At 39.7% G+C, this 13,757-nt stretch carries 13 protein-coding genes, 1 rRNA gene and 1 riboswitch; all 14 genes read left to right on the top strand.

All coding sequences use genetic code 11. The features are described 5' to 3' along the window. The first annotated feature begins 138 nt into the window (after window positions 1-138). A 5S ribosomal RNA gene (gene rrf, locus ACFX4E_RS23445) occupies window positions 139-254 on the top strand. Window positions 255-421: 167 nt separating this feature from the next. Continuing rightward, window positions 422-622 carry an NETI motif-containing protein gene (locus ACFX4E_RS23440; protein WP_014461942.1) on the top strand — a complete coding sequence of 67 codons (201 nt, stop codon included), beginning with the start codon at window positions 422-424 and terminating at the stop codon, window positions 620-622. Between the two features lie 84 nt (window positions 623-706). Next, window positions 707-808, top strand: a riboswitch (purine riboswitch). A gap of 128 nt (window positions 809-936) precedes the next feature. Continuing rightward, on the top strand, window positions 937-1,425 hold the full coding sequence (gene purE / locus ACFX4E_RS23435) for a 5-(carboxyamino)imidazole ribonucleotide mutase (protein WP_377238972.1): 489 nt from the start codon (window positions 937-939) through the stop codon (window positions 1,423-1,425). Next, a complete protein-coding gene (gene purK / locus ACFX4E_RS23430; RefSeq protein WP_013081438.1) occupies window positions 1,418-2,563 on the top strand; it encodes a 5-(carboxyamino)imidazole ribonucleotide synthase in 1,146 nt (381 codons plus the stop codon). The genes purE and purK overlap by 8 nt, the downstream gene beginning before the upstream one ends. Continuing rightward, window positions 2,560-3,852 (top strand): adenylosuccinate lyase, encoded by a 1,293-nt coding sequence (purB, locus tag ACFX4E_RS23425; RefSeq protein WP_013055036.1) that lies wholly within the window; start codon window positions 2,560-2,562, stop codon window positions 3,850-3,852. The genes purK and purB overlap by 4 nt, the downstream gene beginning before the upstream one ends. A 74-nt stretch (window positions 3,853-3,926) precedes the next feature. Next, on the top strand, window positions 3,927-4,634 hold the full coding sequence (gene purC, locus ACFX4E_RS23420) for a phosphoribosylaminoimidazolesuccinocarboxamide synthase (protein WP_013055037.1): 708 nt from the start codon (window positions 3,927-3,929) through the stop codon (window positions 4,632-4,634). Window positions 4,635-4,641: 7 nt separating this feature from the next. Then, a complete protein-coding gene (gene purS, locus ACFX4E_RS23415; RefSeq protein ID WP_013055038.1) occupies window positions 4,642-4,893 on the top strand; it encodes a phosphoribosylformylglycinamidine synthase subunit PurS in 252 nt (83 codons plus the stop codon). Continuing rightward, complete coding sequence (purQ, locus tag ACFX4E_RS23410; protein ID WP_013055039.1) at window positions 4,890-5,576, top strand: phosphoribosylformylglycinamidine synthase subunit PurQ; 687 nt, start codon at window positions 4,890-4,892, stop codon at window positions 5,574-5,576. The genes purS and purQ overlap by 4 nt, the downstream gene beginning before the upstream one ends. Then, window positions 5,560-7,791, top strand: a complete 2,232-nt coding sequence (purL, locus tag ACFX4E_RS23405; protein ID WP_377238971.1) for a phosphoribosylformylglycinamidine synthase subunit PurL — start codon at window positions 5,560-5,562, stop codon at window positions 7,789-7,791. The genes purQ and purL overlap by 17 nt, the downstream gene beginning before the upstream one ends. Beyond that, entirely contained in the window at window positions 7,767-9,182 is a 1,416-nt protein-coding gene (purF, locus tag ACFX4E_RS23400; protein WP_013055041.1) for an amidophosphoribosyltransferase, read from the top strand. The genes purL and purF overlap by 25 nt, the downstream gene beginning before the upstream one ends. Before the next feature lie 26 nt (window positions 9,183-9,208). Beyond that, window positions 9,209-10,246, top strand: coding sequence for a phosphoribosylformylglycinamidine cyclo-ligase (gene purM, locus ACFX4E_RS23395; RefSeq protein WP_013081441.1), 1,038 nt, complete (start codon window positions 9,209-9,211; stop codon window positions 10,244-10,246). Then, the gene (purN, locus tag ACFX4E_RS23390; protein WP_014461934.1) at window positions 10,243-10,821 is read left to right on the top strand and encodes a phosphoribosylglycinamide formyltransferase; all 579 of its coding nucleotides are present in this window, start codon (window positions 10,243-10,245) and stop codon (window positions 10,819-10,821) included. The genes purM and purN overlap by 4 nt, the downstream gene beginning before the upstream one ends. Before the next feature lie 103 nt (window positions 10,822-10,924). Continuing rightward, window positions 10,925-12,463, top strand: coding sequence for a bifunctional phosphoribosylaminoimidazolecarboxamide formyltransferase/IMP cyclohydrolase (gene purH, locus ACFX4E_RS23385; RefSeq protein ID WP_098433731.1), 1,539 nt, complete (start codon window positions 10,925-10,927; stop codon window positions 12,461-12,463). A gap of 13 nt (window positions 12,464-12,476) precedes the next feature. Then, on the top strand, window positions 12,477-13,751 hold the full coding sequence (gene purD, locus ACFX4E_RS23380) for a phosphoribosylamine--glycine ligase (protein WP_025752919.1): 1,275 nt from the start codon (window positions 12,477-12,479) through the stop codon (window positions 13,749-13,751). Window positions 13,752-13,757 lie beyond the last annotated feature (6 nt).

Genomic DNA, 13,757 nt, shown 5'->3' with positions numbered 1-13,757 from the left:
CAGGTTGATAGGTCAGAGGTGGAAGCGTGGCGACATGTGTAGCTGACTGATACTAATCGATCGAGGACTTAACCAAACTTTAAAAGCGTAAGCTTTACTCAGCGAACTGTTATCTAGTTTTGAGAGAGCAATCTCTTGTCTGGTGGCGATAGCGAAGAGGTCACACCCGTTCCCATACCGAACACGGAAGTTAAGCTCTTTAGCGCCAATGGTAGTTGGGACTTTGTCCCTGTGAGAGTAGGACGTTGCCAGGCCAATAAAAAGACTAGTCATTCAATGACTAGTCTTTTTTTGTTTCTAAAAATTACAGCGTGAATTTAACTTTTAAATTATGTTACACTATAGTGGATTCATTTAATTTTTTATTATAAAAGTTCTTTTTGACGTTGTAAGAAACTTCTTTCAAACTGGAGGCTGCATTTTGGGTAAGAAATCAAAAAAAGTACTATACGAATTACAGGAAAATGAAACAATCGCAAGTTGTTTAGATCGGATGAAAAAAGATGGGTATATGCCCGTTCGACGCATGGAAAAGCCTATCTTTGAAGAAAAAGAAATAAATGGTAAAAAAGAGTATGTTCCGGTAAAGCAACAGATTGTTTTCGAAGGGAAAAGTCTCTAAATACGAACATTTTAATGATAAAAATAGTAAACATTCGATTTTTGGGTTGACTTTTTTCTGGTTTGGCTGTTATTATTAAGTTGTCAATTGAGATATCCGAAACCTCATATAATAGTGGGAATATGGCCCACGAGTTTCTACCCGATGACCGTAAATCATTGGACTATGAGGAGAGTACAATTACTAAATAGGTAAACATGATTCCTTTTCAAAAGGAATGTTGATACATGAAACCTAGGGTAGTTGTGGCTTTCCTTTAGTGAGCCATAACGTACCCTAGGTTTTTTTATAACGTGAAAAAGGAGCTTTTATTCATGAATGTAAAAGTTGCTGTTGTAATGGGCAGTCAGTCAGACTGGAGCACTATGAAATATGCGTGTGACATTTTAGATGAATTAAATATTGAATATGAAAAGAAAGTTGTATCAGCACATCGAACGCCGGATTATATGTTTGAGTACGCTGAAACTGCTAAAGAACGAGGGATTAAAGTTATTATTGCTGGCGCTGGTGGCGCTGCTCACTTACCTGGTATGATTGCTGCAAAAACAATTTTACCTGTAATAGGTGTACCGGTTAAATCAAGTAACTTAAACGGTTTAGATTCACTTTTATCGATTGTTCAAATGCCGGGCGGCGTACCGGTAGCTACAGTAGCTATTGGAAAAGCTGGTTCTACGAACGCTGGCCTGCTAGTAGCACAAATCTTAGCAACACAGGATCCAACGTTAAGTGATCAACTTGAAAATCGTAGAGAGTCTATTAAATCATCCGTGTTAGAAAGTAGTGATCAACTTGTCTAATTTACTTATACCTCCTGGTAAAACAATTGGAATCGTAGGCGGTGGACAGCTAGGAAGAATGATTGCACTATCTGCTAAAGAAATGGGTTATTACATTGCAGTGCTTGAACCAACAGAAGATTCTCCTTGCGGTCAAGTAGCAGATATTAAAGTCATTGGCAACTATGATGATAGAAAAGCGGTTGAACAGCTTGCTGAAGTGTCAGATGTCATCACCTATGAATTTGAAAACGTTGATGTTGAGATGATGAAATGGCTAGAAACAAAATGCTACGTGCCACAAGGCAGTCATTTACTAGCCGTTACACAAAATCGTCGTTTAGAAAAAGAAATGATTACAAAGCTTAATCTAGACGTTCCTGATTACGCAATCGTTACGACTGAAGAAGAACTTTTAAAAGCTGTCGAAACAATTGGTTATCCATGTGTCGTAAAAACTTGCCGAGGCGGATATGACGGTAAAGGGCAAGTTCTAGTGAAAAATGAGAATAATATTCGTGAAGCAGCTGAGCTATTAGCACAGTCGGAATGCATTGTAGAACAGTGGATGAACTTAGATAAAGAAGTATCAGTTATTGTACACCGCAATGCAAAAGGCGAAACGGTATGTTTACCAGTAGCTGAGAACATTCATAAGCATCATATTTTGCACCAAACGATTGTTCCGGCACGTATTACAGCAGATCAAGAAGCGAAAGCTCTTCAATATGCGCAAGAAATAGCAAAGGGATTAGATTTAGTTGGTACATTAGCAGTTGAGATGTTCCTAACTGAAGAAGGTCAGCTTTATATAAATGAAATGGCACCTAGACCTCATAATTCAGGTCATTATTCAATCAATGCTTGTGATCTTTCTCAATTTCAGCAGCATGTAAGAGCCATTTGTAACTGGACCCTAGCACAGCCGACTTTATTAAAACCTGCTGTTATGGTTAACCTATTAGGGGAGCATATTGAGAACACAATGGCAAAAATCGAATGTTTAGATGATATGCACTTGCATTTGTACGGAAAAAAAGTTGCAAAAGAGAAGAGAAAAATGGGACATATCACGGTATTAGCTGATAAGATAGATGAGGCGATAGAAAAAGCCGAATCTCTAGGAATTTGGGAAAGAACGGAGGAAGTAACAACATGATTGAACGTTATACAAGACCAGAAATGGCAGCTATTTGGACAGAAGAAAATAAATTTAAAGCTTGGTTAGAAGTTGAAATTCTAGCTTGCGAAGCATGGTCAGAATTAGGACATATTCCGAAAGAAGATGTGAAGTTAATTCGTCAAAATGCATCTTTTGATATTAACCGCATCAATGAAATTGAATTAGAAACGCGTCATGACGTAGTAGCTTTCACTCGTGCAGTATCTGAAACGCTTGGTGAAGAGCGCAAGTGGGTACACTACGGTTTGACTTCAACTGACGTAGTTGATACAGCTCTATCTTATTTATTAAAGCAAGCTAATGAAATCTTGCTAAGTGACGTAGAGCGCTTTGTAGAAGTACTAAAGGAAAAAGCTCAAGAACATAAGTATACGGTTATGATGGGACGTACGCACGGTGTACACGCTGAGCCAACGACATTTGGTTTGAAAATGGGATTATGGTACGAAGAAATGAAGCGTAACCTAGAGCGTTTAAAACGTGCTGCAGCTGAAGTGGAATTCGGTAAAATGTCAGGAGCAGTTGGAACGTTCGCTAACATCGATCCTTTCGTTGAAAAATACGTGTGTGAGAAGTTAGGAATTTCACCAGCACCAATCTCTACGCAAACATTACAGCGTGACCGTCATGCACACTATATGTCAGTACTAGCGTTAATTGCGACATCTATTGAGAAATTTGCAGTAGAAGTTCGCGGTCTTCAAAAGAGTGAAACACGTGAGGTTGAAGAGTACTTTGCAAAAGGTCAAAAAGGATCATCTGCAATGCCTCATAAACGTAATCCAATCGGTTCTGAGAACGTAACGGGACTTGCTCGCTTAATTCGTGGCTATATGGTTACAGCTTATGATAATGTACCGCTTTGGCATGAGCGTGACATCTCTCATTCATCAGCAGAGCGTGTCATCTTACCTGATGCAACGATTGCTTTAAATTACATGTTAAATCGTTTTGCAAACATTGTTAAAAACTTAACAGTATTCCCTGACAATATGAAGCGCAACATGGATCGTACACTAGGATTAATTTACTCACAGCGTGTACTGTTAACACTAATCAATAAAGGCATGGTACGCGAAGAAGCATACGACTTAGTACAGCCAAAAGCAATGGAAGCATGGGAAACGCAAGTTCCTTTCCGTTCTTTAATTGAAGGCGAAGAGCGCATTACTCGCCACTTATCACCAGAAGAGATTGAAGATTGCTTCGATCATAAGCACCATTTAAAAAATGTAGATATGATCTTTGAACGTTTAGGTCTTTAATAAAAAAGGCAAGGCACGTCCTTGCCTTTATCTAAGAAAGTGTATCTGAATATTCTGTATGTAGAGGTGACAGCATGGAAAAGCAAGAGTTACTTTATGAAGGAAAAGCGAAAAAAATTTACGCTACTGATGAGCAAGATGTATTGTGGGTTGCTTATAAAAATGAAGCTACAGCATTCAACGGTCAGAAAAAAGCGGAGATTAGCGGAAAAGCACAGTTGAACAATCAAATTAGTAGTTTACTATTTTCAATGTTACATGAGCAAGGGATTACAACTCACTTTGTGAAGCAGCTTTCAGATCATGAACAAGCGGTTAAGAAAGTAGAAATTGTCCCGCTTGAAGTTGTTGTACGAAATGCTACAGCAGGAAGCCTTGCGAAGCGAATTGGCGTAGAAGAAGGTATTCGTTTTGAACAGCCAATCGTTGAACTTTATTACAAAGACGATGCGCTTGGTGATCCATTAATTCTTGCAGAACATGCGATTTTCCTTAAGGCTGCAACTCAAGAAGAGATTGATAGTTTAAAGGCACAAGCACTTCAAATCAACGAAATATTATCGAAATTTTTCAAAGATAAAGATATTTTCTTAGTAGATTTTAAATTAGAATTCGGCCGTACTTCTCAAGGCGACATTATTTTAGCGGATGAAATTTCACCTGACACTTGCCGCTTCTGGGATGTTCATACGAACGAAAAATTAGATAAAGATGTATTCCGCAGAGATTTAGGCGGTTTAACAGAAGCATACGAAAAAATCTTACAGCGAATCGGAGGATAACCCAACCATGTATAAAGTAAAAGTATTTGTCACATTAAGAGAAAGTGTATTAGACCCTCAAGGAGTAGCCGTTAAAAATTCATTGCACCGTATGTCTTATGAAGAAGTAGAAGAAGTACGCATCGGTAAATTTTTAGAGCTAACAATCGACAGCACAGATTCATTAGATGAACGCGTAAAAGAAATGTGTGAAAAGCTTTTAGTTAATACAGTAATTGAAGATTACCGTTACGAGGTTGAGGAGGTTGTCGTACAGTGAAATTTGCTGTAATTGTTTTTCCAGGATCAAACTGTGACGTCGATATGTATCATGCTATCAAAGATGAGCTTGGTGAAGAAGTAGATTACGTTTGGCACGATACAGAATCATTAGATCAATATGATGGTATCTTGCTTCCAGGTGGTTTCTCATATGGAGATTACCTTCGTTCAGGTGCTATCGCTCGTTTCTCAAATGTAATGGACGCTGTAAAAAAAGCAGCAAGCCAAGGAAAGCCAGTACTAGGTGTATGTAATGGATTCCAAATTTTATTAGAAGCAGGATTACTGCCAGGTGCTATGCGCCGTAATGAAAACTTAAAATTCATCTGTAAAACAGTGAATTTGAAAGTAGCTAATAACGAAACAATGTTTACAAATGCTTATGGCAAAGATGAAGTAATTGCTATTCCAGTGGCACACGGTGAAGGCAACTACTATTGTGATGAACACACGTTACAAAAATTGATTGAAAACAACCAGATTCTTTTCCAATACGCAGGTGATAATCCAAACGGAAGTCTTCAAGATATTGCAGGGATTACGAACGAAACAGGCAACGTATTAGGAATGATGCCTCACCCAGAAAGAGCGGTAAGCGATCTTTTAGGAAGCGCGGACGGACTTAAATTATTTCAATCAATCGTAAAGCAGTGGAGGGAACAAAATGTCGTTACTTCTTGAACCAAATGTAGAGCAAATTAAAGAACAAAAGTTATATCGAGACATGGGATTAACAGACGAAGAGTTTGCGAATGTAGAGCAACTGCTTGGTCGTACTCCTAATTATACAGAAACAGGCTTATTCTCTGTTATGTGGTCAGAGCACTGCAGTTATAAAAACTCTAAGCCTGTACTGAAAAAATTCCCTATCACGGGTGAAAAAGTATTACAAGGTCCTGGTGAAGGAGCTGGTATCGTTGATATTGGTGACAACCAAGCCGTTGTATTTAAAATCGAAAGTCATAACCATCCATCAGCGATTGAACCTTATCAAGGAGCAGCAACTGGTGTAGGTGGTATCATTCGTGACGTCTTTTCAATGGGAGCAAGACCGATTGCACTTTTAAACTCTTTGCGTTTTGGTGAATTAACATCTCCAAAGGTTCGTCATTTGTTTGAGGAAGTAGTAGCGGGAATCGCAGGTTATGGTAACTGTGTAGGAATCCCAACAGTAGGCGGAGAAATTCAGTTTGAAGCTTCATATGAAGGAAATCCGCTTGTTAACGCTATGTGTGTGGGTTTAATTAATCACGAAGACATTCAAAAAGGTCAAGCTAAAGGCGTTGGCAACACGGTTATGTACGTAGGAGCAAAAACAGGCCGCGACGGCATCCACGGCGCAACATTTGCTTCTGAAGAACTATCTGATCAGTCAGATGAAAAACGTCCTGCTGTACAAGTAGGAGATCCATTTATGGAAAAACTTCTTCTTGAAGCTTGCTTAGAACTTATCAAGTGTGACGCTTTAGTCGGTATTCAAGATATGGGTGCTGCGGGCTTAACAAGTTCTTCAGCAGAGATGGCAAGTAAAGCGGGTTCTGGTATTGAAATGAACCTTGATCTTGTACCTCAGCGTGAAACAGGTATGACACCATATGAAATGATGCTTTCAGAATCTCAAGAGCGCATGCTTATCGTTGTTGAAAAAGGCCGTGAAAATGAAATCGTAGAAATCGTAGAAAAATATGGATTAGAAGCTGTTTCAGTTGGTCACGTAACCGACGATAAGCGCCTTCGTTTAACTCACAACGGAGAAGTAGTAGCAGATGTTCCTGTAGATGCATTAGCAGAAGATGCACCGGTATACCACAAGCCATCTCAAGAACCAGCATACTATCGTGAGTTCCAAGAGCAGTCAGCATATGCTCCTACTGTTGAAAATCACAGTGATATGTTAGTAACACTTTTAAAACAGCCTACTATTGCAAACAAAGAGTGGGTTTACAACCAATATGACTATCAAGTACGTACAAACACAGTTGTATCTCCTGGATCTGATGCGGCGGTTGTTCGTGTACGTGATACAAATAAAGCATTAGCGATGACAACAGACTGCAACTCTCGCTATTTATACCTAGACCCAGAAGTAGGCGGCCGTATTGCAGTAGCAGAAGCTGCTCGTAACCTTGTATGTTCAGGTGCCCAGCCTCTTGCAATTACAGACTGCTTAAACTTCGGTAACCCTGAAAAACCAGAAATCTTCTGGCAAATTGAAAAAGCAACAGACGGTATGAGTGACGCTTGCCGTGAGCTATCGACTCCGGTTATCGGCGGTAACGTATCTCTTTACAATGAAACAAAAGGTGAAGCAATTTACCCAACTCCTGTTATCGGAATGGTTGGTTTGATCGACGATCTCAACCATATTACAACTCAATATGCGAAGCAAAAAGATGACTTAATCTATGTGATTGGTAAAGCTGAAGCAGAATTCGCAGGTACTGAGCTTCAAAAAGTACTAGAAAACGGTACGGTATTTGGGCATTCACCTAAATTAGATTTAGCAGTTGAAAAAACACGTCAAGATCAGCTTCTTCAAGCAATTCGTGAAGGCGCAGTTCAATCTGCTCACGATCTTGCAGAAGGAGGATTCGCGGTAGCACTAGCTGAAAAAGTGATGAACGGCAGCGGATTAGGTGTGGACGTAACGGTAGACGGCGAAGCAACAGCAGAGCTATTCAGTGAAACACAATCGCGTTTTATCGTAACGGTTTCTCCAGAGAATAAAGAAAAATTCGAAATGCTTGTACAAGATGTAACATTAGTAGGACGCGTAACAGAAGACGCAACATTAACTGTTAAACATCAAGAAAATGTTCTTGTTCAATTATCAGTTGAAGAATTAACTACTGCTTGGAAAGGAGCGCTTCCATGCTTGCTGAAATCAAAGGCTTAAACGAAGAATGTGGCGTATTCGGTGTATGGGGACATGAAAATGCAAGCCAGATTGCTTATTACGGTTTGCATAGCTTGCAGCACCGCGGACAAGAAGGCGCTGGTATTGCTGTAACAGACGGAGAAAAAGTGACAGTAATGAAAGGTGTCGGTCTTGTTAACGAAGTATTTGGCCACGGAGAGTTAGAGCAACTAAACGGTAAAGCAGCAATTGGACACGTTCGTTATGCAACAGCTGGAGGCGGAGGGTTTGAAAATGTTCAACCCCTTCACTTCCGCTCTCATAGCGGAAGCCTTGCGTTAGCTCATAATGGAAACTTGGTTAATGCAAATGCATTAAAGCATCAGCTGGAAAACCAAGGGAGTATTTTTCAATCAACATCGGATACAGAAGTACTTGCTCATTTAATTAAACGAAGCGGCTATGAAGATATGAAAGATAAAGTAAAAAATGCTTTATCAATGGTTAAAGGCGCATACGCATTCGTTATCTTAACAGAAGATACGATGATGGTTGCACTTGACCCTCACGGATTGCGTCCGTTATCAATTGGACGATTAGGTGATGCTTATGTAGTAGCTTCTGAAACATGTGCGTTCGATATCGTTGGAGCAGTTCATGAGCGTGATGTAGAGCCGGGTGAATTACTTATTATTAACGATGAAGGTATTCAATCAGAACGTTTCACATTAAATGTAAACCGTGCAATTTGCAGTATGGAATATATTTATTTCTCAAGACCAGATAGCAATATTGATGGAATCAATGTTCACTCTGCTCGTAAAAACCTTGGGAAACAACTTGCAGTTGAGTCACCGATTGAGGCAGACGTTGTAACAGGCGTTCCCGATTCAAGTATTTCAGCAGCGATCGGTTTTGCAGAACAGTCAGGAATTCCATACGAATTAGGTTTAATTAAGAATCGATACGTAGGCCGTACATTCATTCAGCCTTCACAAGAATTGCGTGAACAAGGTGTAAAAATGAAGCTGTCTCCTGTACGTAAAATTGTAGAGGGTAAACGTGTTGTCATGGTAGATGATTCTATCGTTCGCGGCACAACAAGCCGTCGCATTGTTCGTATGCTTCGAGAAGCAGGAGCAACTGAAGTACATGTACGCATCAGTTCACCCCCTATCAAAAATCCATGTTTTTATGGAATTGACACGTCGTCATCCTCTGAGCTAATTGCTGCTACACGCTCTGTTGAAGAAATTCGTGAATTGATTGAAGCTGATTCACTTGTTTTCTTAAGCAACGAAGGGTTAGTAGATGCAATCGGCAGACAGTATGAAGGCAACGGCGGACAGTGTATGGCATGTTTCACTGGAAAGTATCCAACTGAAATTTATCCAGATACTGTACACCCTCATGAAAAGGTAACTTGTTAGTTTTAACGTAAAAAAGGAGTGACAACATGTCATATTCATATAAACAAGCTGGAGTTGACTTAGAAGCAGGATATGAAGCTGTTTCACGTATTAAAAAGCACGTAGAACGCACTGCTCGTGCAGGTATTATGGGAACAGTCGGCGGCTTTGGCGGAATGTTCGATTTATCTACATTGAATTTAAAAGAGCCTGTTCTTGTTTCTGGTACAGATGGAGTAGGAACAAAATTGAAACTTGCTTTTCAAATGGATAAGCATGACACAATCGGTGTGGATGCAGTGGCCATGTGTGTAAACGACGTTTTAGCACAAGGAGCAGAGCCACTTTACTTCTTAGATTATATTGCTTGCGGGAAAGCAGTTCCTGAAAAAATTGAATCGATTGTAAAAGGAATTGCAGACGGCTGTGAACAATCTAACTGTGCGTTAATTGGCGGAGAAACAGCTGAAATGCCAGGTTTATACGAAGAAGATGAATATGATCTTGCAGGGTTTACAGTAGGAGCAGTAGAAAAGTCAGAAATTATTACTGGAGATGAGATTAAAGCTGGACAGCTGTTGATCGGTATTTCATCTAGCGGTATTCACAGCAACGGCTACTCTCTTGTACGTAAAATCGTTGATGATCAAGGATTAAATCTTCAAGAAACTTACGCTGGTTTTAACGAAAAGCTTGGAGTTGAGTTATTAACGCCAACAAAAATATACGTGAAGCCGGTCCTAAAAGCATTACATGCAGCTAAGATTGCAGGTATGGCTCATATTACTGGAGGCGGGTTTGTTGAAAATATACCTCGTATGCTTCCTGAAGGTTTAGGTGTAGAAATCGATTACGGTTCTTGGCCAATTCCATACGTGTTTGATTTCCTTGAAGAGCAAGGCAAGCTAGACCGTAAAGAAATGTTCGAAGTATTCAACATGGGAATCGGATTTGTTTTAGCTGTTGAACCTGAAGATATGAATAAAGTCATTGAAGCAATTGAAAACGAAGGCGAAAAAGCATTTGTTATCGGACGTGTAAAAGAAGGAACAGGTGTTGAATTTGCTGGAGGGACGTTTGCATGATAAATATTGCAGTGTTTGCTTCTGGAAACGGCAGTAACTTTCAATCCATCTACGAAGCAACTCAGTCAGGTCGATTAAAAGCAAATATTGCGCTTGTTGTTTGCAATAAACCCGATGCATACGTAATTGAACGAGCAAAAGCATGTGGAATACCATGCTTTGTTTGTTCGCCTAAAAACTATGAAAACAAAGAAGCGTATGAAGCAGCAATTCTTGCAGAGCTTACATCAGCTAAAGTAGAATTTCTTGTTTTAGCAGGATATATGCGATTAGTTGGTTCGACGTTGCTTAAGCCATACAAAAATCGTATTGTTAATATTCATCCGTCGCTTTTACCTGCATTTCCTGGGATTGATGCTATTGGTCAAGCTTTTGATGCAGGAGTAAAAGTGATTGGAATTACCGTGCATTTTGTAGATGAAGGAATGGATACAGGACCAATTATTGATCAGCAGGCTATTCGCATTGAAAAAGGCGATACAAGAGAAACCGTTGAGGCCCGCATTCATGAAATTGAACATCAATTTTATCCCGCGGTACTAAATGAATTATTTGAACAAGCCGCAGTTAAATAAATAGGATGTAACCTTGTCAAAAAAGTTTTAATCCTTTACTATGGTAGAGTAGTAGTGAAAGAAAGATTTTAAATGAGAGATCGGATCAGGAGGAGTTTACAAAATGACAGCAAAACGCGCACTTATTAGCGTATCTGATAAAGAAGGTATTGTTTCATTTGCACAAGAATTAAAGGACTTAGGAGTAGAAATTATTTCAACTGGCGGTACAAAACGTACGCTAGAAGAAAACGGCATTGACGTTATCGGAATTTCTGAAGTAACTGATTTTCCAGAAATTTTAGACGGTCGTTTAAAAACATTGCATCCTAACGTTCACGGTGCTTTATTAGCGTTACGCGATAATGAAGAGCATCAAGCACAAATGAAAGAGCATAATATCTCGCCAATCGACTTTGTAGTTGTAAACTTATATCCATTTAAAAAGACAATTGAAAAAGAGGATGTAACGCTTGCTGAAGCGATTGAGAATATTGACATCGGTGGACCTACAATGCTTCGTTCAGCTGCGAAAAACTATCGTTCTGTCTCAGTTGTAGTAGATCCAAGCGATTACGCAACCGTAGTAGAAGAGTTAAAAGCTGATGGCAATGTTTCATTTGAAACTAATCAACGATTAGCAGCAAAAGTATTCCGTCACACGGCAGCTTATGATGCATTAATCGCTGAATACTTAACAAACATTACAGGTGAAACAACTCCTGAGAAATTAACAGTAACGTATGAGCGTGTTCAAGGCTTACGATACGGAGAAAATCCGCACCAACAAGCTTCTTTCTATAAAAAGCCGTTAACACAAAAAGGTTCTATTGCAACAGCTACGCAGCTCCATGGAAAAGAGTTATCATACAATAATATCAACGATGCAAATGCAGCTCTTCAAATCGTAAAAGAATTCAAAGAGCCGGCTATCGTAGCGATCAAACATATGAATCCTTGCGGTGTAGGTGTGGGTGAAACAATTGCTCAAGCTTATCAAAAAGCATACGAAGCAGATCCTACATCTATCTTTGGCGGTATCGTAGCAGCTAACCGTCCTATCGACCGTGAAACGGCTATTCAGTTAAAAGAAATTTTCTTAGAAATCATCATTGCTCCTGCGTTCGATCAAGAAGCATTAGATGTATTAACAGCTAAGAAAAACCTTCGTTTACTAACGATCGAACTTGATGAAAAGGCAGAAAAAGAAGCTTTCTTAACATCTGTAAAAGGCGGCGTGCTTGTTCAGGATGAAGATGTATTCGGATTTGATGATGCAACGATTACTGTTCCAACGAAACGTGAGCCAACAGAAAAAGAGTGGGCAGATTTAAAATTAGCATGGAAAGTTGTTAAAAATGTTAAGTCTAATGCTATTGTACTTGCAAAAGATGACATGACAATTGGCGTAGGAGCGGGTCAAATGAATCGCGTAGGCGCTGCAAAAATTGCGATTGAACAAGCTGCTGAAAAAGCACAAGGTTCAGCTTTAGGTTCAGATGCGTTCTTCCCAATGGGGGATACAGTAGAAGCAGCAGCTAAAGCAGGAATCACAGCTATTATTCAGCCAGGCGGATCAATTCGTGATGAAGAGTCAATTGCAAAAGCAGATGAATACGGCATTGCAATGGTATTTACAGGCGTAAGACATTTTAAACATTAATGAGGTGAAGAACGTGAATGTTTTAGTTATTGGAAAAGGCGGAAGAGAGCATACAATTGCATGGAAAGCTTCAAAAAGTCCACTTGTTAACGAAGTGTTTGTAGCACCAGGAAATCCGGGCATGAGAGATGTGGCAACGATTGTACCAATCGATGAAAGCAGCCAAGAAGAACTTGTGCTATTTGCAAAAGAAAACAAGATTGGATTAACAATTGTTGGACCAGAAAATCCGCTAATTGAAGGCATTGTTGATCGATTTGAACAAGAAGGTCTTCCAGTCTTTGGACCGCGCAAACAAGCAGCGATGATTGAAGGAAGCAAAAGCTTTGCAAAAGAGCTCATGAAAAAGTATGATATTCCAACCGCAGCGTATGAAACATTTACGTCTTACGAGGAAGCAAAAGCATATGTGGAAAAGCAAGGCGCTCCAATTGTTATTAAAGCAGACGGCTTAGCGGCTGGTAAAGGTGTAACTGTTGCTTTAACAGTGGAAGAAGCTGTAGATACATTACGTGATTTTCTAGTTGACCAAAAATTTAAAGAAGCAAGTGCAAAAGTAGTTGTAGAAGAATTTTTGGATGGTGAAGAATTTTCATTAATGGCATTTGTACGCGGTACAAATGTATATCCAATGGTAATTGCACAAGATCATAAGCGTGCTTTTGACGGCGATCAAGGTCCGAACACAGGAGGCATGGGAGCTTACTCTCCTGTTCCGCAAATCAGTGATGCAGAAGTACAAGAGGCTGTAGAAAACATCTTACTTCCAATGGCTAAAGGATTAGCTGAAGAAGGCTGTGAGTATACAGGAATTCTATATGCTGGTCTGATTCAAACACAAAAAGGACCAAAAGTTATTGAATTTAATGCGCGTTTTGGAGATCCTGAAACACAGGTCGTACTGCCGCGTATGAAAAGCGATTTAGTCGACGTGCTTCTTCGCATTTTGAAAGAAGAAAAAGTAGAAATTGAATGGGATGATGAAGCGGCTATCGGAATCGTATTAGCAGCAGCAGGCTACCCAGAAGATTATCAAAAGGGTGCGCCAATTAACGGTTTGGATGCGATTAGTGAAGACGCGCTTGTTTTCCACGCTGGTACAGCTTTAGAAAACGACACATACGTTTCAAACGGCGGCCGTGTTCTATTAGTAGGTGCTAAAGGAGCAACTCTTCAAGAAGCGCAGCAAGAAGTATACAAGCAAATGGCTCATATCGATGTAGAAAAAGGCTTTTTCTATCGCAAAGACATCGGTCATCGTGCATTAACAAAAGCAGCTTTAAAATAAAAAAGG

The sequence above is a fragment of the Priestia sp. YIM B13491 genome, from assembly GCF_042787605.1.
GTDB classification, from domain to species: domain Bacteria; phylum Bacillota; class Bacilli; order Bacillales; family Bacillaceae_H; genus Priestia; species Priestia megaterium_E.
This window is presented reverse-complemented; position numbering and strand designations above follow the sequence as displayed.

Bases quoted from the DNA above. Each gene is read 5' to 3' on its own strand.
- purE (WP_377238972.1), top strand. From the start codon at position 937: ATGAATGTAAAAGTTGCTGTTGTAATGGGCAGTCAGTCAGACTGGAGC.
- purB (WP_013055036.1), top strand. From the start codon at position 2,560: ATGATTGAACGTTATACAAGACCAGAAATGGCAGCTATTTGGACAGAA.
- purC (WP_013055037.1), top strand. From the start codon at position 3,927: ATGGAAAAGCAAGAGTTACTTTATGAAGGAAAAGCGAAAAAAATTTAC.
- purS (WP_013055038.1), top strand. From the start codon at position 4,642: ATGTATAAAGTAAAAGTATTTGTCACATTAAGAGAAAGTGTATTAGAC.
- purL (WP_377238971.1), top strand. From the start codon at position 5,560: ATGTCGTTACTTCTTGAACCAAATGTAGAGCAAATTAAAGAACAAAAG.
- purF (WP_013055041.1), top strand. From the start codon at position 7,767: ATGCTTGCTGAAATCAAAGGCTTAAACGAAGAATGTGGCGTATTCGGT.
- purM (WP_013081441.1), top strand. From the start codon at position 9,209: ATGTCATATTCATATAAACAAGCTGGAGTTGACTTAGAAGCAGGATAT.
- purN (WP_014461934.1), top strand. From the start codon at position 10,243: ATGATAAATATTGCAGTGTTTGCTTCTGGAAACGGCAGTAACTTTCAA.
- purH (WP_098433731.1), top strand. From the start codon at position 10,925: ATGACAGCAAAACGCGCACTTATTAGCGTATCTGATAAAGAAGGTATT.